The organism is Inquilinus limosus MP06, assembly GCF_000767795.1.
Classification (GTDB): Bacteria; Pseudomonadota; Alphaproteobacteria; order DSM-16000; family Inquilinaceae; genus Inquilinus; species Inquilinus limosus_E.
Window position 1 is genome coordinate 1 of the sequence record NZ_JANX01000010.1, and the last position, 21,463, is coordinate 21,463.

19 protein-coding genes are annotated in these 21,463 nt (G+C 69.3%); 11 read left to right on the top strand and 8 right to left on the bottom strand.

Annotated features, from left to right (window positions below):
• Positions 1-109 precede the first annotated feature (109 nt).
• Together P409_RS02150 and P409_RS02155 are read right to left on the bottom strand one after the other, a co-directional pair.
• Positions 110-1,138 carry a cysteine synthase A gene (locus P409_RS02150; protein ID WP_034831329.1) on the bottom strand — a complete coding sequence of 343 codons (1,029 nt, stop codon included), beginning with the start codon at positions 1,136-1,138 and terminating at the stop codon, positions 110-112.
• Positions 1,139-1,172: 34 nt separating this feature from the next.
• Positions 1,173-1,814 carry an NUDIX domain-containing protein gene (locus P409_RS02155; protein WP_034831331.1) on the bottom strand — a complete coding sequence of 214 codons (642 nt, stop codon included), beginning with the start codon at positions 1,812-1,814 and terminating at the stop codon, positions 1,173-1,175.
• A 315-nt stretch (positions 1,815-2,129) separates the two neighbouring features.
• On the opposite strand from P409_RS02155, the gene P409_RS02160 reads away from it, so the two are divergent.
• The 6 genes from P409_RS02160 (at position 2,130) to P409_RS02185 (ending at position 10,055) form a co-directional block, all read left to right on the top strand.
• Complete coding sequence (locus P409_RS02160; RefSeq protein WP_034831333.1) at positions 2,130-3,797, top strand: ABC transporter substrate-binding protein; 1,668 nt, start codon at positions 2,130-2,132, stop codon at positions 3,795-3,797.
• 229 nt (positions 3,798-4,026) lie between these two features.
• On the top strand, positions 4,027-4,959 hold the full coding sequence (locus P409_RS02165; protein ID WP_034831335.1) for an ABC transporter permease: 933 nt from the start codon (positions 4,027-4,029) through the stop codon (positions 4,957-4,959).
• 9 nt (positions 4,960-4,968) lie between these two features.
• Complete coding sequence (locus P409_RS02170; RefSeq protein ID WP_081991148.1) at positions 4,969-5,859, top strand: ABC transporter permease; 891 nt, start codon at positions 4,969-4,971, stop codon at positions 5,857-5,859.
• 269 nt (positions 5,860-6,128) lie between these two features.
• Entirely contained in the window at positions 6,129-8,231 is a 2,103-nt protein-coding gene (locus P409_RS02175) for a dipeptide ABC transporter ATP-binding protein (protein ID WP_052119921.1), read from the top strand.
• 172 nt (positions 8,232-8,403) lie between these two features.
• Positions 8,404-8,844 carry a helix-turn-helix domain-containing protein gene (locus tag P409_RS02180; RefSeq protein WP_052119922.1) on the top strand — a complete coding sequence of 147 codons (441 nt, stop codon included), beginning with the start codon at positions 8,404-8,406 and terminating at the stop codon, positions 8,842-8,844.
• Positions 8,845-8,933: 89 nt separating this feature from the next.
• Positions 8,934-10,055 (top strand): DegT/DnrJ/EryC1/StrS family aminotransferase, encoded by a 1,122-nt coding sequence (locus tag P409_RS02185; RefSeq protein ID WP_034831337.1) that lies wholly within the window; start codon positions 8,934-8,936, stop codon positions 10,053-10,055.
• On the opposite strand, the gene P409_RS02190 is transcribed toward P409_RS02185, so the two are convergent.
• A complete protein-coding gene (locus P409_RS02190; protein WP_034831339.1) occupies positions 10,052-10,663 on the bottom strand; it encodes a LysE family translocator in 612 nt (203 codons plus the stop codon). The two genes, P409_RS02185 and P409_RS02190, sit on opposite strands and share 4 nt — an antisense overlap.
• A 185-nt stretch (positions 10,664-10,848) precedes the next feature.
• Here P409_RS02190 and lpxA point away from each other — a divergent pair, with 185 nt between their 5' ends.
• Together lpxA and P409_RS02200 are read left to right on the top strand one after the other, a co-directional pair.
• Entirely contained in the window at positions 10,849-11,628 is a 780-nt protein-coding gene (gene lpxA / locus P409_RS02195) for an acyl-ACP--UDP-N-acetylglucosamine O-acyltransferase (protein WP_034831341.1), read from the top strand.
• 64 nt (positions 11,629-11,692) lie between these two features.
• On the top strand, positions 11,693-12,157 hold the full coding sequence (locus tag P409_RS02200) for an SRPBCC family protein (protein WP_052119923.1): 465 nt from the start codon (positions 11,693-11,695) through the stop codon (positions 12,155-12,157).
• Positions 12,158-12,341: 184 nt separating this feature from the next.
• Here the strand turns inward: P409_RS02200 and P409_RS02205 are convergent, their stop codons facing one another.
• Entirely contained in the window at positions 12,342-13,244 is a 903-nt protein-coding gene (locus P409_RS02205; protein WP_034831376.1) for an NAD-dependent epimerase/dehydratase family protein, read from the bottom strand.
• Positions 13,245-13,424: 180 nt separating this feature from the next.
• On the opposite strand from P409_RS02205, the gene P409_RS02210 reads away from it, so the two are divergent.
• Complete coding sequence (locus P409_RS02210) at positions 13,425-14,261, top strand: aldo/keto reductase (protein WP_034831343.1); 837 nt, start codon at positions 13,425-13,427, stop codon at positions 14,259-14,261.
• 169 nt (positions 14,262-14,430) lie between these two features.
• Here P409_RS02210 and P409_RS02215 read toward each other — a convergent pair whose 3' ends face one another.
• From P409_RS02215 to P409_RS02230, 4 genes are all read right to left on the bottom strand, one after another.
• A complete protein-coding gene (locus P409_RS02215) occupies positions 14,431-15,933 on the bottom strand; it encodes a xylulokinase (protein WP_034831345.1) in 1,503 nt (500 codons plus the stop codon).
• A gap of 20 nt (positions 15,934-15,953) precedes the next feature.
• A complete protein-coding gene (locus tag P409_RS02220; protein WP_034831347.1) occupies positions 15,954-16,940 on the bottom strand; it encodes an ABC transporter permease in 987 nt (328 codons plus the stop codon).
• Positions 16,940-18,445 carry a sugar ABC transporter ATP-binding protein gene (locus P409_RS02225; RefSeq protein ID WP_034831349.1) on the bottom strand — a complete coding sequence of 502 codons (1,506 nt, stop codon included), beginning with the start codon at positions 18,443-18,445 and terminating at the stop codon, positions 16,940-16,942. Before P409_RS02225 ends, P409_RS02220 begins: the two co-directional genes overlap by 1 nt.
• A gap of 104 nt (positions 18,446-18,549) precedes the next feature.
• Entirely contained in the window at positions 18,550-19,515 is a 966-nt protein-coding gene (locus P409_RS02230) for a substrate-binding domain-containing protein (RefSeq protein ID WP_034831351.1), read from the bottom strand.
• Positions 19,516-19,692: 177 nt separating this feature from the next.
• Here P409_RS02230 and P409_RS02235 point away from each other — a divergent pair, with 177 nt between their 5' ends.
• Both P409_RS02235 and P409_RS02240 read left to right on the top strand, forming a co-directional pair.
• Entirely contained in the window at positions 19,693-20,325 is a 633-nt protein-coding gene (locus tag P409_RS02235) for a glucose-6-phosphate isomerase (protein ID WP_034831353.1), read from the top strand.
• 2 nt (positions 20,326-20,327) lie between these two features.
• Positions 20,328-21,275 carry a shikimate dehydrogenase family protein gene (locus P409_RS02240; RefSeq protein WP_034831355.1) on the top strand — a complete coding sequence of 316 codons (948 nt, stop codon included), beginning with the start codon at positions 20,328-20,330 and terminating at the stop codon, positions 21,273-21,275.
• Positions 21,276-21,463 lie beyond the last annotated feature (188 nt).

The window sequence follows — 21,463 nt, forward strand, 5'->3', positions numbered from 1 at the left end:
GCGGTGGCGTAGAACACGGTCCGGTCCAGGACGATGCCTTCGGGCGTCGCGGCGACCACGGTGGCCGTCGCCTCGCGGGCATAGGCGTCGTCGCGGAACAGCAATTCGGTCATGCGCTGGTCTCCAGCCAGTCGGGTTCCGGCAATCCCTTCTCGCGCAGGAAGTCCGGGTTGTAGAGCTTGGACTGATAGCGGCTGCCGTGATCGGCCAGGATGGTGACAATGGTGTGGCCCGGCCCCATGCGCCTGGCCATCTTCACCGCGCCGGCCAGGTTGATGCCGGTGGAGCCGCCTAGCAGCAGCCCTTCCTCGCGCGCCAGGCCGAACAGGATCTTCAGGGCTTCCTCGTCGGTCGCCTGCTGCGCCCAGTCGAGCGGCATGCCTTCCAGGTTCTTGGTCACCCGGCCCTGGCCGATGCCTTCGGTGATCGAGCTGCCCTCGGCCTTCAGCTCGCCATGCTCGTACCAATTGTAGAGGGCGGCGCCGAGCGGGTCGGTCAGGGCGATCTGCACCTTCGGGTTCCGCTCCTTCAGCGCCAAAGCGATGCCGGCCAGCGTGCCGCCGGTGCCGACGGCGCAGGTGAAGCCGTCGACCTTGCCGCCGGTCTGCTCCCAGATCTCCGGCCCGGTGGTGCGGTAATGGCCGTCGCGGTTGGCGACATTGTCGAACTGGTTGGCCCAGATCGCGCCGTTCGGCTCGGTCTGCGCCAGCTCGGCCGCCAGCCGCTCGGAATAGCGGACGTAGTTGTTCGGGTCCTTGTAGGGCACGGCATCGACCTCGACCAGCCGGGCCCCTGCCAGGCGGATCGCGTCCTTCTTCTCCTGGCTCTGGGTCCGCGGCAGCACGATGACGCTGCGGTAGCCCAGCGCCCGGCCGACCAGCGCCAGGCCGATGCCGGTGTTGCCGGCCGTGCCTTCGACGATGGTGCCGCCCGGCTTCAGCGTGCCGCGCGCCTCGGCGTCGCGGATGATCGCCAGCGCCGCCCGGTCCTTGACCGAGCCGCCGGGGTTCAGGAACTCGGCCTTGCCCAGGATCTCGCAGCCCGTCTCCTCCGACAGGCGGGCGAGGCGGATCAGCGGCGTGTTGCCGATGGCGCCGACGAAGCCGTCGACGATCCGGCGGGAAGGCGTGTCGCTCATGCTCGGTCCCAGTTCTCGAAGGTCCTGAGAGACCTTAGAGGGCGCTTCCCGTGGCTTCAAGCGACCCCCAGCGGCGGCGGAGCGAGTCGCGGTTCAGCGCGAACCATTGCAGCGCGATCAGGGTGATGGCGTTCTGGATCCGCCCTTCGGCCAGCATCGCCAGAGCCTCCTCCGCCGGCATCGGCAGGATGCGGATGTCCTCCTGCTCGGTCGCCAGCCCGTGCAGGCTGCGCTCGGCCGGTGCCGTCACCCGGCCGCAGAACAGGGTGACCCATTCGTTGAAGCCGCCGGGGCTGGTGGCGAACTCGCCGACCGGCAGCAGCTCGGCCACGCCCAGCCCGGTCTCCTCCTGGGTCTCGCGGGCGGCGGAATGCTCCGGCGACTCGCCGGCATCGATCAGCCCGGCCGGGATCTCGACCATCCAGCCCGGCCGGTCGGCGATCCAGGCGCCCAGCCGGAACTGCTCCAGCAGCACCACCCGGTCGGCGACCGGGTCGTAGGGCAGCAGCGCGACGGCGGGGCGGCGCAGCACCAGCTCGCGCGTCAGCGGCGCTGTCCAGCCGCCGTCGAAGCGGCGGTGGCGCAGCACCAGCCGGTCCAGCCGGAAGAAGCCGGCATACTCCGTCCCGCGCTCGATCAGCTCGACATCGGCGTCATTGTCGAAGGCCACTCTCATGCACTCCCTCGCTGGCGGCGCCCGGACGATAGCGGGGCCGCCGCGCCAATGCCACGGCGCCACGCGCCGCAGGCGAGGCCTGGGCGAGGGCATTTGGGTTTGACGCATCGCCGCCGCGATCGCGATACTTCCGGTCGGGCCCGGTGGGCTGTCCCATGGGCTGCGATGTCGCGGACGGGCGCTTCGCCGTCGCCAGGGGAAACAACTGGATGGCCCGCGGGCCGTCTAATGGCCTTCGTTGCGGGCCGAGGCTTCAGAACGACAAGAAAGCTTCGCCCCACAGGGTGGTTCCAGCGTCTCGACAGGGAGAGCCTGATGGACATCAAGGATCTGGGAAAGGTTCACGTCGCGATTCCGAAGCTGGCCGAGGATCTGCGCGACGGCAGGCTCGACCGGCGCGAATTCCTGCGCACATCGGTGCTGCTCGGCCTGGCGATCCCGGCCGCCTATTCCGTGGCATCGGTGATCACCGGCCAGCCGCTCATGCCGCAAGCCCTCGCCCAGGACACGCCGCGCAAGGGCGGCACGCTGCGGATGGGCATGTTCGTGATGGATGCCAGCGACCCGGCGATCTACGACTGGTCGGAGAAGGGCAACATCGCACGGCAGCTGATCGAGCCGCTGGTGCGGGTCGGCACCGACAACCTCTCGCATCCCCACCTGGCGGAGAAGTGGGAGGCGAATGACGACGTCACGGTCTGGACCCTGTCGCTCCGCAAGGACGTGAAGTGGAGCAACGGCGACGCCTTCAACGCCGACGACGTGATCAAGACCTTCGAGCGCTGGCTCGACAGCAAGACCGGCTCCTCCAACCAGGGCCGCTTCGCCGGCCTGACGGTGAAGGAGGGCGACACCATCAAGATGGCGCCGAACGCGCTGGAGCGGGTGGACGATCACACGGTCCGCTTCCACTTCCAGAACGCCATGTTGTCCTTCCCGGAGAGCCTGGGCGATTATCCGGCGCTGATCACTCATCGCGACTTCGCCACCAAGCACGAAGCCAACCTGATCAAGAACCCGATCGGCACCGGCCCCTTCACCCTGAAGGAATACGCGGTCGGCCAGCGCGCGGTGTTCACCCGGAAGGAAGGCTATTGGGGCGGCGACGCCTATGTCGACGAGCTGCAGTTCATCGACCTCGGCGCCGACCCGGCGGCAGAGCTGGCGGCCTTGTCCTCCGGCCAAGTCGACCTGCTGTACAAGCTGGATCCCAACCTGCTGCCCGGCTACCAGGCCAACCCGACCTTCAAGGTCTACGACAAGGACACGGCGATCGTCGGCGTCGCCCGCATGCGGGTGACCGAGAAGCCGTTCGACGACAAGCGCATCCGCCAGGCGGTGCAGGCCTGCGTCGACCATGACCGGCTGCTGCAGCTGGCCTATCAGGGCCTGGGCATCGCCGGCCAGGACTTCCACGTCGCGCCGATCCACCCGGAATACACCGATCTCGGCGCGATGAAGCAGGATTACGACAAGGCCAAGAAGCTGCTGGCCGATGCCGGGCATCCGAACGGCATCGACATCGAGATCAACTGCGTCGACGACCCGAAATGGGAGGGCCAGATCGGCGTGGTGCTGTCGGAGATGCTGAAGCCCGCCGGCATCAACCTGAAGGTCAACATCCTGCCCGGCGGCACCTATTGGGACCGTTGGACCAAATGGCCGTTCAGCGTCACCCAGTGGACTACCCGGCCGCTCGGCGTCCAGGTGCTCGACGTCGCCTACCGCAAGGGCGCGGCCTGGAACGAGAGCGGCTACGACAACCCGGAGTTCGAGAAGCTGCTGAACCAGGCGCAGGGCACGATCGACGTGCCGAAGCGCAAGGAGATCGTGAAGCAGATCGAGAAGATCCTGCAGGACGACGCCATCAGCATCATCCCGTTCTGGCTCAAGATCTACACCGCCAGCACGGACAAGGTGCAGGGCTTCGCCTACCACTTCGCCCGCGAGATGTATCTCGACAAGGTGTGGCTGTCCGCGTGACGGCGTCGCCTCACAGCACAATCGAGTCCCCCCTCCCCCTGCGGGAGGGGGGCAGGGGGAGGGGGTTCGTGCCGCCTGAGCCGGCTGCGGTGTCCAACCACCGGACAGGCTGGTTTCAGGACTGCCCGCTCTCCCCGATCGACAACCCCCTCCCCCTAGCCCCCTCCCGCGAGGGGAGGGGGGACCCGGTTCGGTTGCACCCGGAAGGCTTTGAGGAGGCCGTCAGGCGATGCTGATCTTCCTCGCCAAGCGCGCCTTCTTCATGGTGCTGACCATGCTGGCGGTGTCGCTGCTGGTCTTCCTCCTCCTGGAAGTGAACGGGTCGTCGGTGGCCGTGAAGGTCCTCGGCCCCTACAGCTCGGAAGAGCAGCGCCAGCTCTGGCTCCAGGCACATGGCTATTTCGCGCCCTGGTACGAGCGCTACTTCGCCTGGCTCGGCCGGATGGCCAGCGGCGAGTTCGGCGACAGCCTGCGGTTCAAGACATCGGTGGCGTCGGTGCTCTGGCCGCGGCTGGAGAACACCGCGATCCTCGCCGCCTTCGTCTTCCTGATCATGGTGCCGGTCTCGGTCGTGCTCGGCGTCCTCGCCGGCATGCGGGAGGGCTCGGCCACCGACCGCTCGATCTCGGTGCTGTCGATCGTCACCACCTCGATCCCGGAATTCGCCTCGGCCACCTTCCTGTCCTTCCTGTTCGTGCTGGTGCTGAAATGGCTGCCGGGCACCAGCGGCATGAACCAGGGCTTCGACATCCTGCAGCTGGTGATGCCGGTCGCGGTGCTGGTGCTGTACGATTTCGGTTACGTCACCCGGATGATGCGCGCCTCGATGGCCGAGGTGATGCAGAGCCCTTATATCCGCACCGCGGTGCTGAAGGGCATCCCCTACAGGCGAGTGATCATGCGCCACGCCCTGCGCAACGCGCTGATCGCGCCTTTCACCGTGATCGTGCTGCAGATCAACTGGCTCTTGTCCGGCGTGATCGTGGTCGAAGCCTTCTTCGGCTACAAGGGCTTCGGCGCCCTGCTGCTGGAAGCCTCGCTGAACCAGGACATCTACCTGATCCAGGCCTGCGCCATGGTCTCGGTCTTCGTCGCGGTGGCGACGCAGACCATCGCCGATGTCGGCTACACCTACCTCAACCCGCGCATCCGCTTCACCTGAGGGGTCGGAATGGCCGAGATCTCGCTGCCGCCACCTTCCTCGCTGGGCCGCAACCCGATCCTCCGCGCGCTGCGCTCGGCGCTGCTGCTGCGGGAGAGCTGGGTCGGCATGGTCGGCGTGCTGATCGTGCTGTTCTGGGTCGCCGTGGCGATCCTGGCGCCGCTGATCGCGCCGTTCCCGCCGAACCAGAACCTGCTGCCGTTCAAGCCGCCCGGCATCATGGCGCCCGATGGCGGGGTGTTCTGGCTGGGCACCGACCAGCTCGGCCGTGACATCCTCAGCCGGGTGATCTGGGGCGCGCGCCGGGTGCTGATCTACGCGCCCCTGGCCACGGCCTGCGCCTATGCGCTGGGCGTCACCATGGGCCTCCTGGCCGGCTACAAGCGCGGCCTGTGGGACGATGTGCTCAGCCGGATCGGGGACATCATCCTGTCCTTCCCGATCCTGGTGCTGTACGTCGTCATCATCACCACCTTCGGCCCGTCCGGCATCAACATCGTGCTGGCGGTCACCTGCGCCAGCGCCCCCGGCATCATGCGCATCGTCCGCGGCCTGACGCTGGACCTGCGCAACCGCGACTATGTCGCCGCGGCGCAGACCCGCGGCGAATCCTCGCTCTACATCATGTTCGTCGAGATCCTGCCCAACGCCCGCGGGCCGTTGATCGTCGATGCCTGCCTGCGGCTGGGCTACACCATCATCACCATCGGCGTGCTGGGCTTCCTCGGCCTCGGCCTGCCGCCGCCGGACCCGGACTGGGGCGGCATGGTCAACGAGACCCGCGCCATGGCCGCCTTCGCGCCCTGGATGACGGTCTTCCCCTGCATCGCCATCTCGTCGCTGGTCCTCGGCCTGAACCTGCTGGCCGACGGTCTGCGCGAGATCTCATTGAAGGATTAACCCCATGCCTCCCACCCCTTGCGCCCTGCGCCAACGCCAGATGCCGATAGGGCAGGAGAGCGGCGCAGCGCGATGCGGGACATCGGGCAAGCCGTTCGACGCCCCCTATCGGCATCTGGCGTCGGCCCGAAGGGTCACCTTGCGGCGGCGGCCTGCGGGCGCGGGCCGCTCGACCGCAGTGCCGCTACGCTTTTCGCGTCCCGCCCCCGCATCCGACTCGCCGCAAGGTGACGCAGGACGTAAGGGGTGGGAGGCATGGGGTTAAGGCGATGACGGTCGAGGTGATTCCGCCGCGCGACACCACCACCCCGATCCTGGAGATCGACAAGCTGTCGATCTCCTACCTCACCCGCGCCGCGGAGATCCCGGCGGTGGTCGATTTCTCGCTGACCATCCGGCCCGGCGAATGCGTCGGGCTGGTGGGCGAGAGCGGCTGCGGCAAGTCGACCGTGGCGATGGCGATCATGCGCTATCTCGGCCGCAACGGCCGGATCGCCGGCGGCAGCATGAAGTTCCGCGGCCGCGACCTGATGGCGATGTCGGAGGAGGAGCTGCGGCGGATCCGCGGCGCCGAGATCGCCATGGTCTACCAGGAGCCGATGGCGGCGCTGAACCCGGCGCTGCGGATCGGCGACCAGCTGGCCGAGGTGCCGCTGTGCCACGAGCCCGGCTGCACCCGCGAGCAGGCGCTGGCCCGGGCGCAGGACATGCTGGGCCGGGTGCGGCTGGGCGACCCCGCCCGGGTGATGCAGGCCTATCCGCACCAGATCTCGGGCGGCCAGCAGCAGCGCGTGGTCATCGCCATGGCGCTGCTGTCGAACCCGTCGCTGCTGCTGCTGGACGAGCCGACCACCGCGCTGGACGTGACGGTCGAGGCCGGCATCGTCGACCTGGTCGCCGAGCTGGGCCGGACTCTCGGCACCGCCATGCTCTATATCAGCCACAATCTCGGGCTGATCCGCGAGACCTGCGACCGGGTCTGCGTCATGTATGCCGGTCAGGCGGTCGAGGACGGCACCATCGACCAGATCTTCGCCGCGCCGCGCCACCCCTACACCCAGGGCCTGTTCGGCTGCATCCCGACCCCGGGACGAGACAAGACCAGCCGGCCGTTAGTGCCGATCCGCGGCCAGCTGCCGCTGCCGCAGGCGCGGCCGCAGGGCTGCTGGTTCGGGCCACGCTGCGACCATTTCCAGGCCGGGCGCTGCGACGCAGGCCCGATCCCGATGCTGCTGGCCAGCGAGACCCGGCGGGTGCGCTGCCTGCGCTGGGAGGAGATCGAGCACCTGCCGCCGGCCCCCGCGCCGGTCGAGGCCGTGCCCGTCGCCGTCGCCGCCAATGATCATCCGGTGCTGGAGGTCGCGGCGATGCGCAAGCATTACCCGATCTATGACAGCTCGATCGCCGCCCTGCTCGGCAGCGACCGCACCCGCTACGTCCGTGCCAATGAGGCGATCAGCTTCGAGGCCCGCGGCGGCCAGACCGTCGCCATCGTCGGCGAGAGCGGCTGCGGCAAATCCACCTTCGCCCGGGTGCTGATGGGGCTGGAGACGGCGACCGACGGCACCGTCTCGTTCCGCGGCACCGATATCGGCCGCAAGCCGGTGCAGCAGCGCGACGCCAAACTGCTGTCGTCGCTGCAGATGGTGTTCCAGAACCCGAACGACACGCTGAACCCCAGCATGAGCGTGGGCCAGCAGATCGGCCGGGTGATCCGCAAGTTCGGCGTCAAGAAGGGCCGGCGCGAGGTGGAGGAGGAGGTGCTGCGTCTGCTCGACCTGGTCAAGCTGCCGCGCGCCTTCATCGACCGCAAGCCGCGCCAGCTTTCCGGCGGGCAGAAGCAGCGCGTCGGCATCGCCCGCGCCTTCGCCGGGGCCCCGGCCATGGTAGTGGCGGACGAGCCGGTCTCCGCCCTCGACGTCTCGGTCCAGGCCGCGGTCACCGGCCTGCTGGTCGACATCCAGCGCCGGTCGGGCACCACGCTGCTGTTCATCAGCCACGATCTCGGCGTGGTCCGCTACCTGGCCGACCGGGTGGTGGTGATGTATCTCGGCCAGATCATGGAGCAGGGGACGACCGACGCCGTCTTCCAGCCTCCCTACCACCCCTACACCGAAGCGCTGCTGGCCGCCGTGCCCGTCGCCGACCCGACGATCGAGAAGAAGCGCATCATCCTGGAAGGGCCGCTGCCGAGCCCGCTGGACCCGCCGCAGGGCTGCCCGTTCAACACCCGCTGCCCGCGCAAGCTCGGCGGCATCTGCGAGACCGAGGCGCCGCCGGAGCGCGCCGGCACCGACGGCCATGTCATCCGCTGCCACATTCCGCTGACCGACCTCGCGGCCGTGGAACCCGTTCTGGGGCGCGCGGGTTAAGGGAGGCTGGTGCAAATCGCCTTATGCGGGTATTGCGGCCGAATTCCTCGCGACATACTATAGTATGAGGCGGGCCGGGTTCGACACTGCGGCATCTTGGGGGACCGCACCAGATCGATCGTTCGCGATCGCATTCGGTGTCGGGCCGAGGCCCGCAGGAGGAAGTAACAGTATGGCGACCCGCGGCTCGGACCGACTGCGCCGGCGCAAGACCATCACCGAAGATGGCCCGGACCCGGTGGATGTCCATGTCGGCACCCGACTGCGCCAGCGCCGCACCCTTCTGGGCATGAGCCAGGAGAAGCTGGCTGCGGCTTTCGGCGTATCGTTCCAGCAGATCCAGAAGTATGAGCGCGGCGCCAATCGCGTCAGCGCCAGCCGGCTGCACCAGTTGACGCGCATCCTCAACGTGCCGGTCGGCTACTTCTTCGAGGGCATGGCGGACGGCGCGCAGAACGGCATCGGCCTTCATCCCGTGCATGACAGCGAGATGGTCGCCAGCCGCGAGACGCTGGAACTGGTGCGCGCCTATTACCGGATCGAGGACGCGACGGTCCGCCGTCGTCTGGTCGACCTTCTGCGCTCGCTCGGGCCGGACGGGACCGAGCACTGAGGCCGTTGTCCCGGACGGCGTTTCTGGCTGGCGTCGGGGCCGGGGCGGGGTTACATCACCCCGAGTTCCGATCATCCTGAGGCTCGCCCGTGTCGCTTCCCTTCGTCGACCTCAAGCAGCAATACGCCCGCCTGAAGCCCCTGATCGACGCCCGCATCCATGCGGTGCTCGACCACGGTCAGTACATCCTGGGGCCGGAGGTGGCGGAGCTGGAGGACGAGCTGGCGCACCGCGCCGGCGTCCGGCATTGCCTAACGGTGGCCAGCGGCACCGATGCGCTGATCATGCCGCTGATGGCGCGCGGGATCGGCCCGGGCGACGCCGTCTTCGTGCCGGCCTTCACCTTCACCGCGACGGCCGAGGCGATCCTGCTGCTCGGCGCGTCGCCGGTCTTCGTCGATGTCGATCCGCAGACCTACCTGATCGACATGGCGGATCTCGAGCGCCGCATCGCCGCGGTCAAGGCGGCCGGCACGCTCAAGCCCAAGGCGCTGATCGCGGTCGACCTGTTCGGCCTGCCGGTCGACTATCCGGCGCTGCAGGCGATCGCCGACGCGCATGGCCTGTTCGTGATCGACGACGCGGCGCAGAGCTTCGGCGGCGCCTTCCACGGTCGTCCGGTCGGGTCGCTGGCGCCGGTCACCGCCACCAGCTTCTACCCGGCCAAGCCGTTGGGCTGCTACGGCGATGGCGGTGCCATTTTCACCGATGACGACGAGCTGGCCGCGATCCTCAAGTCGATCCGCGTCCATGGCGAGGGCAAGAGCCGCTACGACACCGTGCGGGTCGGGCTGAACGCCCGCTTCGACACCATCCAAGCGGCGGTGCTGCTGGCCAAGCTGCCCAGCTTCGGCGAGGAGCTGGCGGCCCGCGACAAGCTGGCCCGGCACTATTCGGCCCGGCTGTCCAACCGGATCCAGACCCCGGTGATGCCGGACGGGCTGACCTGCGCCTGGGCCCAGTACACCATCCGCGTGGCCGACCGCGACACGGTGCGGGCGAAGCTGGGCAAGGCCGGGGTGCCGACCGCGATCTACTATCCGACGCCGATGCACCTGGCCGAGGCCTACCGCGCCCATGGCGAGGGCGAGGGCTCGCTGCCGGTCAGCGAGGCGCTGAGCCGCGAGGTGCTGAGCCTGCCGATGCACCCCTTCCTCTCTGACGCCGATGCCGACCGCGTCTGCGATGCGGTGATCGCCGCCGTCGGTTAACGGGTCGCGACCGCCACCGCGGCGCCGGCCATCACGGCGCCGGTGCCGCGGTTGATCGCCTTCAGCGCCCGCGGCGAGCGGAACATCCGGCGGGCGCGCAGGGCGAGGATCACATAGGCCGCCAGCACCGCGCCATAGACCACGACCAGCGTCGCGGCGAGCTCGCCGAAGCCGATCCAGCTCAGGCGTTGCAGGTCGATGATGGTCGGCAGCAGCGCCAGGTAGAACAGCGTCGTCTTCGGGTTGCCGAGGCAGACCGAGATGCCGGTCAGGAACAGCCGCAGGCCCTCGCCGCGCACCGGCTGGGTCTCCGCCGGAGCCGCCGGCGGGGCGGTCCACAGTTTCCAGGCCAGGTACAGCAGATAGGCCGCGCCGGCATATTTGATCACGACGAAGACCGGCTGCAGCGTCGCCGCCAGCATGGCCAGGCCCAGCGCCGTGGCGCCCAGCCACAGCAGGTCGCCGGCCATCAGCCCGGCGCAGAAGGCCAGGGCCCCCCGACTGCCGCGCCCCAGCACCCGCGCCACCAGCGCCGCGGTGGTCGGTCCCGGCACGGCGCAGGCGACGCCGAGCGTGACGGCGTAGATCAGCAGCGTCGACGGGTCCATCGGCGTCCTCCCGCAGTGTCGCACCGGATTATGCCTTGCGGGATCCGGAGCGGCCAGAATTGCTGCATCGCCCGCCAACGCAATGATTTGAAACAATTTTTGAATTCCGCCTTGGCCTCCAAGACGGCAGGATCGCCGGCGTGCCGCTCTGTCCGGCCGCCTGTCGTGTCCATCCGGAATTCCGCATGACCCTGATCCACCGCACCGCGATCATCGAGCCGGGCGCCGAGATCGGCGAGGGCACTCGTGTCGGCGCCTATGCCGTGATCGGGCCGAAGGTCCGGCTGGGCCGCGACTGCGTGGTCGGCCCGCATGCGGTGATCGAGGGGCGGACCGAGATCGGCGACGGCAACCACATCTTCCAGTTCGCCTCGGTCGGCGCACCGCCGCAGGACCTGAAATGGAAGGGCGAGGAGACGCGGCTGGCCATCGGCGATGACAACATCATCCGCGAATACGTCACCATCCAGCCGGGCGTCGGCGTCTCTGGCGGGCTGACTGCGATCGGCGACGGCAACCTGTTCATGGCCTGCTCGCATATCGCCCATGACTGCCGCATCGGCAGCCACGCCCAGTTCGCCAACGCCGCGACCCTGGCCGGCCATGTCGAGGTCGGCGACCATGTCCATGTCAGCGGCCTGGCCGGGGTGCATCAGTTCACCCGCATCGGCGCCCATGCCTTCGTCGCCGCCGGCGCCATGGTGGCGCAGGACGTGCCGCCCTTCTGCCTGGTCCAGGGCGACCGGGCGCGGCTGGTCTCGCTGAACGAGGTCGGGCTACGCCGCCACGGCTTCAGCGAGCCGGAGGTGCTGGCCCTGCGCCGCGTCTTCCGCATGCTGTTCCGCGGCACGGGGGAGAAGGCGGAGCGGATGGCCCGCGTCCGTCACGAGCATGGCGGCGACAAGGGCGTGGTCGAGCTGCTGGAATTCCTGTCCGAGACCAGGCGCGGCCTGGTCGCCGCCTGACGGCAACCGACCGGCACTCCGGCCTGTTGCTGACTCGAAGCCGATCTTCGAGGAGGACGCCGCTATGATCGCCGTCAGCCCGGTCCGGACCAGCATCACCGTCGACGCGCCGCCGGACCGCGCCTTCGGGATTTTCACCGGTGAGCTCGGCCGCTGGTGGCCGCTCGCCTACACCTATGCCGGAGCAGAGCTCGATACTGCCGTGATCGAACCGAGGGCCGGCGGCCTGTGGTTCGAGCGCGACCATGCCGGCCGGGAGACCGCCTGGGGCGAGGTCCGCGCCTGGGAGCCGCCGTCGCGGCTGGTGCTGTCCTTCGCCGTCGGCGCCGACCGGCAGCCCGAGCCGGAGGCGCGAGCCAGCGAAGTCGAGATCCTCTTCCTGCCGGAGGGCAGCGGCACCCGGGTCGAGCTGGAGCACCGCGACTTCGAGCGGCATGGCGACGGGGCCGGGAAGCTGCGCGACGGCATGGCCTCGCCCCAGGGCTGGGCCCTGATTCTCGCCGATTTCGCGCGGTATCTGCGGGGGTAGGGGCCTGCGGCTCTCCCGAGGTTTCCAGCACCGTCATTGCGAGCGCAGCGAAGCAATCCAGGGGCGGCTCGCACCGGCCCCTGGATTGCTTCGTCGGCTTCGCCTCCTCGCAAGACGACGAAAGATGGATCCCGTGATAGGCCGCTCGGAAGCGGGAGAAGCCATGTGTCTGGACGTGCGTGCCTCAACCCACTGGCATTTCAGTCTCGATCCACCCGGTCAGCGAGGCGTGCCTCGGCGCCCAGCCCAGCTCCGCCCGGGCGCGCTTGCCGCGCACCCGGCTGTTCGAGCCCAGGGAATAGACGGCATGGCCGAAGCCCAGCGCGGCGATGGCGTCGTCGGCCGGCCAGGGCTGAGGCGCGCCGAGGCCGAGCCGCCGGGCGATCGCCGCCGCGGCGTCGGCGAAGGACGTCTCGCCGTTCTCGACATAGTAGAAGGCGCCGGCCGGGGCGCGCCCCAGCGCCAGGGCGTAGAGATCCGCCATGTCGTCGACATGCACGTTCGACCAGATGTTCAGGCCCTGCCCGACAGGACGGACCACGCCGGTCTTGCGGGCCTGCGCCACCAGCGCCGGGATCTGTACGCTGTTCGGGTTCAGCCCGGGCCCGGTGCCATAGATCAGGCTGTTGCACAGCACCGCCGACCGAACGCCGCGCCGGGCGGCGTCGACGATCAGCCGGTCGATGGCGACGCGTGCCGCCTTGCCCGGCACCGGCTCGACCGGGGTGTCCTCGTCATAGATCTTGTCGGACGCCCATTCGCCGCGGGCATCGTCGGCCACCACGCTGGTGCCGCTGGTGTGCAGGAAGGGCTTGCCGCTGCCGGCCAGTGCGTCGAGCAGGGCCTCGGCCGCTGGCCGGTCGTCGGCGCTGGCGGTGTTGATGACGGCGTCGGCGGCCTCGGCCTCGCGCGCCAGCAGCGCGGTGTCCGACAGGTCGCCGATCACCGGCTCGATGCCCAGCGCCTGAAGCTGGGCCGCCCTCTCCGGTGAACGCAGCAGGCCGCGGATCCGGTGCCCGTCGCGCAGCAGCCGCACCGCGACGGCGCCGCCGATATAGCCGCTGGCGCCGGTCAGGAAGATGGTCATGTCCGTGCCCTCATCCATGGTCATGGCAGGAAGATGAGAGCAGGGGGCGGCTTCGGGAAGCGGCGGGGCCGGACAACCATCTGTGAACCGGCTTCACAAGTCATGATCTGACCGGCCGGGTTCTCGCCGTCACCGGTCCCGACCACATTCCGGCCCGACACAGGACAGACAGGACACCGCATGACCACCCCCTTCGTCACCGCCAATGGCGCCGAGATCCCGGCGCTCGGCTTCGGCACCTTCCGGATGAACGGCGCGGACACCGCCCGCATGGTCCGGCACGTGCTGTCCACCGGCTACCGCCACATCGACACCGCGCAGATCTATGGCAACGAGGCCGAGGTTGGCGCAGGCCTTGCCGCCTCCGGCATCGCCCGCAACGACGTGTTCCTGACCACCAAGGTCTGGGTCGAGAACTACCGGCATGACGCCTTCCTGCGCTCGGTGGACGACAGCCTGCGCAAGCTCGGCACCGACCATGTCGACATGCTGCTGCTGCACTGGCCGAACCGGCAGGTGCCGCTGGCCGAACAGATCGGCGCGCTGAACGAGGTCAAGGCCGCCGGCAAGGTGCGCCATATCGGCGTCAGCAACTTCAGCACCGCGCTGATGGCGGAGGCCGAGGCGTTGAGCGCCGCGCCGCTGGCAACCAACCAGGTCGAGTATCACCCATATCTGAGCCAGGCGCCGGTGCTGGCGGCGGCCTACAAGGCCGGGATGAGCGTGACCGCCTATTACGGCATGGCCGACGGCAAGGTGATCGGCGACCCGGTCATCAAGGCTATCGCCGGGCGCCACGGCAGGAGCGAGGCCCAGGTGGTGCTGCGCTGGCTGGTGCAGCAGCCGGGCGTCGTCGCCCTGTCCAAGACGGTCAGCGAGGCCCGCGCCGCGGCCAACCAGGCGATCTTCGACTTCGCGCTCTCGGCCGAGGAAATGGCGGCGATCCACGATTTGGCCCGCCCCGACGGCCGCCTGGTCAGCCCGGAGGGCTTGGCGCCGGAGTGGGATGCGGTGTGAGACGAGCCGGCTGACCCATTTTAGTCCCCCTCCCCCTGCGGGAGGGGGGTAGGGGAGGGGGTTCTAACCGCCAGAACGGATCTCCCGACTCCTGCTCTCCTCGCTCGACAACCCCCTCCCCCTAGCCCCCTCCCGCAAGGGGAGGGGGGACTCATTTGGGTTCGGAGGGCTACGACGCAATCCCATCCAGATCGTCATACAGCGCCTGGCTGCGCCGGTAGATCCGGTCGAACACCGGCTGCATCTGGGCGTAGCGCTCGGCCCAGGCAGGGTCGGGGGCGACCTCGGCGCCGTAGTGCACGAAAGCCCCGGCCGCCTCCTGCACCGTGCCGAACCGGCCGGTGGCGGCGGCGACCATGGCGGCGCAGCCGACCACACCGCATTCCGCCTCCTCCGGCACCAGGATCGGCAGGCCGGCGGCGCTGGCCTTGATCTTCAGCCACAGCTCGGTCTTGGCGCCGCCGCCCGATGCGATCAGCCGGTCCAGCGGCCGGCCCGACGCAGCCTCCATCACCCGGATGTGGCGGGTGACGGCGAAGGCCACGCCCTCCAGCACCGCCCGGTGCAGCTCGGCCAGGCCGTGCCCGGCGCCGAGGCCGAAGAACTGCGCTCGGGCGTTGCGGTGGGTGCCCAGCCGCTCGCCCACCAGATAGGGCAGGAAGAACAGGCCGCCGGCGCCCGGCGCGGCCTCGGCGGCTTTGGCGACGATCTCGGGATAGCTTAGCGCGCCCTCATGCAAGGCGCGGCGGGCCCAGCGCATGGCGTCGCCGCCGCTCTCCAGCAGCACGAACGGCCCCCAGCCGCCCTCGATCGTGGCGACGTTGCAGATCTCGGGGTCCAGTAGCGGCGCCTCGGTGATCAGGGTGATAATCGAAGAGGTGCCGGTGACGTCGGAGACCAGCCCCGGCCGGCAGGCGCCGGAGCCCAGCAGCGCCATCGGATAGTCGGCGCCGCCGACCAGCACCGGTGTGCCTTCCAAGAGGCCGGTCTCGGCGGCCGCCGCGGCGGTGACGCCGCCCAGGATCTCCAGCGGCGACCGCAGCCGCGGCAGCTTGGCCGGGTCCAGGCCCAGCAGCGCGATCATCGCGGGCGACCAGTCGCGCGTCGCCGGGGTCATCAGGAAGCTGCAGGACCCCTCCGTCGCCTCCATCGCGATCTCGCCGGTCAGGCGGAAATTGACATAGTCCTTCGGCATCATCACGGCCGCCGTCCGGCGCCAAGCCTCGGGATCGTGGTTGCGGATCCAGGCCAGCTTGAAGCCCGGCCAGGCCGGCGTCGGAGGGTTGCCGCTCTCGGCCAGGTAGCTTTCCGGCGCATGATCGCGCTCGAACGCGGCGACGAGGTCCAGCGTCCGCTTGTCGTTCCACAAGGGGACGGTGTCGCGGGTCAGGGCGCCGGTATCGTCGACCAGCACCGTGCCATGCATCTGGCCGCAGGCGCAGATCGCGGCGACGCGGTTGCGGCCGCCCTCGACCTGGTCCAGCACGGTCCGGATCGACTGCACGACCCCGGCCCACCAATCGGCCGGCCGCTGCTCCGACCAGCCGAATTGCGGCACGATCTGCTCATGCTCCTTCGCGGCGATGGCCAGGATCCGGCCGCCGTCCTCGACCAGCGCCGCCCGCGCGCTGCCGGTGCCGACATCGATCGAAAGGGCTAGGTCCCGGGTCATTCTGGCTCCGTGCGGCAGGCCTAATGCCGGCGCAGCCAGCGCGTGCCGTGCTGCAGCAGCACGGCGATCACGATGATCGCGCCCATCAGGACCTGCTGATGATAGCCCGGGACATTGGCCAGGTTCATGATGTTGCCGATCACCCCCATCACCATGGCGCCCAGCAGCGTGTTGACCGCGCCGCCGCGCCCGCCCATCAGGCTGGCGCCGCCGATCACCACCGCGGCGATCACCGCCAGCTCGGCCCCGACGCCGACCTGGGCCGAGCCGACCCCCGCCCGGGCGGTGGAGATGATGCCGGCCAGCGCCGCCAGCGCGCCGGAGATGACATAGACCGCGCAGACATAGCGCGGCACGGCGATGCCGGACAGGCGCACCGCCTCCTCATTCGAGCCGATGGCCCGGACGATGCGGCCGAACTTGGTGAAGCCCAGCACCACCCCGCCGACGATGAACACGGCGAACATCAGGAGGACCGGCTGCGGCACGCCGAACAGGAAGCCGGCGCCGAAATCGGTGAAGGCCTGGCCGCTGTCGCCCAAGAGGATCGGCTGGCCGTTCGAGATGATCAGCGACAGGCCGCGCGCCGCGGTCATCATGGCGAGGGTCATGACGAAGGCCGGCAGCCTGAGATAGGCGACCAGAATGCCGGTGACCAGACCGCAGCCGGCGCCGGCCAGCACCACCAGAACGGTCGATGTCTCCGGCGACCAACTGGCCACCAGGTACGCGGACAGCACGCTGCCCAGCGCCGAGACCGATCCGACCGAAAGGTCGATGCCGCGGGTCAGGATCACCAGCAGCATGCCCACCGCCATGATCCCGGTGCCGGAGATCTGGCGCAGCACGTTCATGATGTTCCGCTCAGTCAGGAAGGCGGGCGACAGCAGATGCGCGCCGACGATCAGCAGCACGAAGATGCAGAAGGTGCCGTAGCGGTGGAATAGCTCGCCGATATCGGTGCGGCTGCGGGGCGTGTCCGGCGTCCCGGCGGTCGTGGTGGTCATCAGCCGGCCATCCTCAACTCGCCGTCGCGGCGGGTCATCGCCAGCGACAGCAGGTTTTCCTCGCTGTAGCGCTCCGGCGGCAGCTCGCCGCGGATCTCGCCTTCGCTCATCACCAGCACCCGGTCGCACAGGCCGAACAGCTCCTGGTGCTCCGACGAGATCACGATCACTGCCTTGCCCTCGGCGGCCATGCGCTCGATCAGGGCGTAGATCTCGGCCTTGGCGCCGACATCGACGCCGCGCGTCGGCTCGTCGAGGATGATGACCTCGCCGCCGACATGGAACCACTTGGCCAGCGCCACCTTCTGCTGGTTGCCGCCCGACAGGCTGGAGACCGGCGCCTCGACCCCCGCGGCCTTGACCCGCAGGCTGCCGGCGAGGTCGCCGACCAGGCGCTTCTCGGCGCCGCGGCGGATGAAGCCCAGCGGGTTCACCACCGGCTTCAGCCGCGCCATGGTGGCGTTGACCCGGATCGACAGGCCCAGGATCACGCCCTGGCCCTTGCGGTCCTCCGGCACCAGCCCGATGCCGGCGGCCACGGCGTCGAGCGGGGAGCGGATGGCGACCTTGCGGCCGTTGCGGAAGATGTCGCCGCCGTCGCGCCGGTCGGCGCCGAAGATCAGCCGCGCCGTCTCGGTGCGGCCGGACCCGACCAGCCCGCCCAGCCCCAGGATCTCGCCGGCCCTGACGGCGAGGCTGACGCCGCGCACCCTTGTGCCGGCGCGCAGGCTCTCGACCCGCAGCGCCTCCGCCCCCGGCTTGCGGCGGGACTTGTCGGCGAACATGGCCGACAGCGGCCGGCCGACCATCATGCGGATGACGTCGTCGATCCCGGCCTCCTGCGACGTCACGGTGCCGACCGTGCGGCCGTCCTTCATCACCGTCATCCGGTCGGCGATGCGGAACACCTCCTCCAGCCGGTGCGAGATGTAGACGATGCCGACCCCGGCGCCGCGCAGGTCGGCGATGATCCGGTGCAGCCGCTCGGCGTCGCGGGCCGCCAGCACCGCCGTCGGCTCGTCGAAGACGATGACGCGGACGTCTCGCGACAGCGCCTTGGCGATCTCCACCACCTGCTGGTGGGCGACGGCCAGGTCGCCGACCAGGCGGCGCGGGTCGATGTCGAAGCCCAGCCGGTCGATCAAAGCGCGGGCGCGGCGGTTCAGGCCGCGCCAGCCGATCACACGTGGCAGCTCGCGCATGAAGATGTTCTCGGCCACCGACAGGTCGGGCGCCAGCGCCAGCTCCTGATGGATCACGGCGATGCCGCGCTCCAGCGCCTCGCGCGGGCCGCCGAACGCGACCGGCCGGCCCTCGATCCGCACCTCGCCGGCATCGGGCCGCATCTCGCCGCCCAGCACCCGCATCAGCGTCGACTTGCCGGCGCCGTTCTCGCCCAATAGGGCATGGACCTCGCCGGGCCGCACCGTGAAGTCGACCCCGGCCAGGGCCCGGACGCCGCCGAAGGACTTGGCGATGCCGCGCAGATCCACCAGATCGGTCATGACGCTCCTTGCCGCCTGCTTCGGCCAAAGTCGGATGGGTGCGGGCGGATTGCCTCTCCCGCGTCCGGCGGGAGAGGCAATATGAGCATGCCCATACCTGTGCTCTAGAAAACGGCGTCGGGCCGGTAGTATTTGGCCACGTTGTCCTTGGTGATGGCGGCGGGCGTGGTCAGGTCGACGCGCGGGAAATCGGCGGGCAGCGACCCGTCCAGCGCCTTCATGCCGACATCGACCGCGGTGCGGGCGATCAGGTCCGGGTCGTTCAGCCCGGTGGCGCCGTATTGCCCCTCCTGGATCAGCTGCAGCGCCTCCTTCTGCCCGTCGGCGGCGGCCAGCAGCAGCACGTCCTTGGTCTTGCCCGCCGCCTCCAGCGCCTTGCGGGCGCCCAGCACCATGGAATCGTTCTCGCCGAGCACGACATTGATGTCGGGATGGGCGACCAGCAGGTCCTCCATCGCCTTCAGCCCGCCCTCATGCGTCCAGCCGCCCCAGCCCTGGCCGACCACGCTGAAGCTGACCTTGCCGTCATTGACCAGCTGGCCTTCCACGAGGCCGCGGAACACGCCCAGCCGGCGCTCCTGCCCGACGACATTGCCTTTCTCGCCGGAGATCAGGGCGATCTTCAAGGCCTTGCCCTGGGACGACTGCGCCAGCCACTGGCCGACCTGGAAGCCGTTCTGGTCGTTCGAGGACTGGATCAGGGTGATGTATTTCGCCTTCGGGTCGACCGTGCTGTCGATCGCGATCACCTTCACCCCTGCCGCGGCCGCGGCGTTGATGGCGGGCACCAGCCCCTGCGGGTCGGCGGCGTTGATGATCAGCAGGTTGACGCCCTTGGACACCATGTCCTCGACGTCGCCGATCTGCTTGCCCATGTCGTTCTGGGCGTCGGCCGTGGCCACCTGGCAGCCGGCCTTGGCGGCCTGGTCCTTGGCCGCGGCCTCCTGCGCCGCGAAATAGGGCGCGTTCAGCGTCTTCATCGAGATGCCGATCATGCAGTCCGCCGCCTGGGCGCCGCCGATCAGGAGGGCGGTCGTGGCCAGGCTGGCCGCCAACGCGGTCTTCAACATCCGGATCCTCCCCTGGGTGCCCGGGCCTGCGCCGACCCGGTTTGGTAGTTAAAGTACCGAATCGACGGATGGTCAATTCGATTTTGGGAAGAGATGTGCCGATCGGCGCTTGAAACGACTAGGAAACTGGCTCAATCATCCTCCATTCGTAATTTTGCTACGAAATCGGAGCGAACCATGCAGCTGCGTGAGCCGGGGCGATGCGTCATCGGCGTGACTGACGGAGGCCTCGCCGGGGCGACCGGCCGCTACGTCAAGCGGCTCTCCGACCTGTCCGGCCTCTACGGCGACGCGGCGGCCTTCGCGGCGGCGGTGGAAGAGGGCGGCGACCGCATCGTCTATGAGGTACAGGATTACCGGCCCTCCACCGCCGCCGGCGACCTGATCTTCGGCGTCACCCGCATGGTGCCGGGCCGGATCGGGCGGGAATTCTTCCTGACCCGCGGCCACATCCATGCCAAAGCCGACCGGCCGGAGATCTATGCCGGCGAGGCCGGGCGCGGCCTGATGCTGATGGAAGCGCCGTCCGGTGAGATCCGCATCGTCGAGATCGAACCGCGCACCATCTGCTACGTGCCGCCATATTGGATCCACCGCTCGGTCAATGTCGGGGATGGGGAGCTGGTGATGAGCTTCTGCTACCCGGCCGATGCCGGGCAGGATTACAGCATCATCGAGCAGGCCGGCGGCATGCGGCAGCGGATCCTGGATGACGGCGCGGGCGGCTGGGTCGCAGTCGACAATCCGGATTACCGGCCGCGGCCGCAGGCGCGGATCGACGCCCTGTTCGCGGCGTCGCAGGGGGGCTGACCGTGACCGTCTACCAGCCCGCCATCCAGCCGACGCTGTATTTCATCGGCGTCACCACCGGCAAAAGCTCGATCATGAAGGTGTTCCCGGCCTGGGCCCGCGCGCTCGGCCTGGCGGACGCCGTGATCCGCGGCATCGACTTCCCACTGCACGCCGACCCGGCGGCCTATCGCGCGGCCGTGGCCTTCCTGCGCGACGACCCGTTGTCGCTCGGCGCCCTGGTCACCACCCACAAGATCGACCTGTTCCACGCCTGCCGCGACCAGTTCGAAATCATCGACCCGCATGCGGCGCTGATGGGCGAGACCAGCTGCATCTCCAAGGCCGGCGGCCGGCTGGTCTGCCACGCCAAGGACCCGATCTCGTCGGGGCTGGCTTTCGACGCCTTCGTGCCGGCGGACCATTTCGCCCGCACCGGGGCGGAGCTGTTCGCGATCGGTGCCGGCGGCTCGACCATCGCTTTGACCTGGCACGCGATGCGGGCCCGACGCGACCGGCCGTCCCGTATCGTGGTCTCGAACCGCAGCAAGGCGCGGCTGGATGAGATCCGCCGCATTCATCGCGAGATGGGCGCCGATGTGCCGGTCGACTACGTGCTGGCGCCGACCCCGGCCGACAACGATGCGGTGCTGGCCGGGCTGACGCCGGGCTCGGTGGTGGTCAACGCCACCGGCCTGGGCAAGGACGCGCCGGGGTCGCCGCTGACCGATGCCGGGCGGTTCCCGCAGCGCGGGCTGGCCTGGGACCTGAACTATCGCGGCGACCTGATTTTTTTGGACCAGGCCCGGCGCCAGCAGGCGGCGCGTGGCCTGACAGTCGAGGACGGCTGGACCTATTTCATCCATGGCTGGACCCAGGTGATCGCCGAGGTCTTCCACATCCCGATCCCGACCTCGGGCCCGCGCTTCGACGAGCTGTCCCGCATCGCCGCGGAGGCGGCGAAGGGGTAGGCTGCGGCCATGGAGAGCGTTCTCACCGTCGCGTTGCCTCTCCCGCTTGCGAGACCTTTTCGCATACCGTTCTCTCGCCGTCATTGCGAGGAGGCGAAGCCGACGAAGCAATCCAGAGGCCGGTGCGCACTGGCCCCTGGATTGCTTCGCTGCGCTCGCAATGATGGTGTTTGGAATTCTGAAAGGTT

Excerpts from the sequence above, each read along its gene's own strand:
- P409_RS02150 (WP_034831329.1), bottom strand. The coding sequence starts at position 1,138 with ATGAGCGACACGCCTTCCCGCCGGATCGTCGACGGCTTCGTCGGCGCC.
- P409_RS02155 (WP_034831331.1), bottom strand. The coding sequence starts at position 1,814 with ATGAGAGTGGCCTTCGACAATGACGCCGATGTCGAGCTGATCGAGCGC.
- P409_RS02160 (WP_034831333.1), top strand. The coding sequence starts at position 2,130 with ATGGACATCAAGGATCTGGGAAAGGTTCACGTCGCGATTCCGAAGCTG.
- P409_RS02165 (WP_034831335.1), top strand. The coding sequence starts at position 4,027 with ATGCTGATCTTCCTCGCCAAGCGCGCCTTCTTCATGGTGCTGACCATG.
- P409_RS02170 (WP_081991148.1), top strand. The coding sequence starts at position 4,969 with ATGGCCGAGATCTCGCTGCCGCCACCTTCCTCGCTGGGCCGCAACCCG.
- P409_RS02175 (WP_052119921.1), top strand. The coding sequence starts at position 6,129 with ATGACGGTCGAGGTGATTCCGCCGCGCGACACCACCACCCCGATCCTG.
- P409_RS02180 (WP_052119922.1), top strand. The coding sequence starts at position 8,404 with ATGGCGACCCGCGGCTCGGACCGACTGCGCCGGCGCAAGACCATCACC.
- P409_RS02190 (WP_034831339.1), bottom strand. The coding sequence starts at position 10,663 with ATGGACCCGTCGACGCTGCTGATCTACGCCGTCACGCTCGGCGTCGCC.
- lpxA (WP_034831341.1), top strand. The coding sequence starts at position 10,849 with ATGACCCTGATCCACCGCACCGCGATCATCGAGCCGGGCGCCGAGATC.
- P409_RS02200 (WP_052119923.1), top strand. The coding sequence starts at position 11,693 with ATGATCGCCGTCAGCCCGGTCCGGACCAGCATCACCGTCGACGCGCCG.
- P409_RS02205 (WP_034831376.1), bottom strand. The coding sequence starts at position 13,244 with ATGACCATCTTCCTGACCGGCGCCAGCGGCTATATCGGCGGCGCCGTC.
- P409_RS02210 (WP_034831343.1), top strand. The coding sequence starts at position 13,425 with ATGACCACCCCCTTCGTCACCGCCAATGGCGCCGAGATCCCGGCGCTC.
- P409_RS02215 (WP_034831345.1), bottom strand. The coding sequence starts at position 15,933 with ATGACCCGGGACCTAGCCCTTTCGATCGATGTCGGCACCGGCAGCGCG.
- P409_RS02220 (WP_034831347.1), bottom strand. The coding sequence starts at position 16,940 with ATGACCACCACGACCGCCGGGACGCCGGACACGCCCCGCAGCCGCACC.
- P409_RS02225 (WP_034831349.1), bottom strand. The coding sequence starts at position 18,445 with ATGACCGATCTGGTGGATCTGCGCGGCATCGCCAAGTCCTTCGGCGGC.
- P409_RS02230 (WP_034831351.1), bottom strand. The coding sequence starts at position 19,515 with ATGTTGAAGACCGCGTTGGCGGCCAGCCTGGCCACGACCGCCCTCCTG.
- P409_RS02235 (WP_034831353.1), top strand. The coding sequence starts at position 19,693 with ATGCAGCTGCGTGAGCCGGGGCGATGCGTCATCGGCGTGACTGACGGA.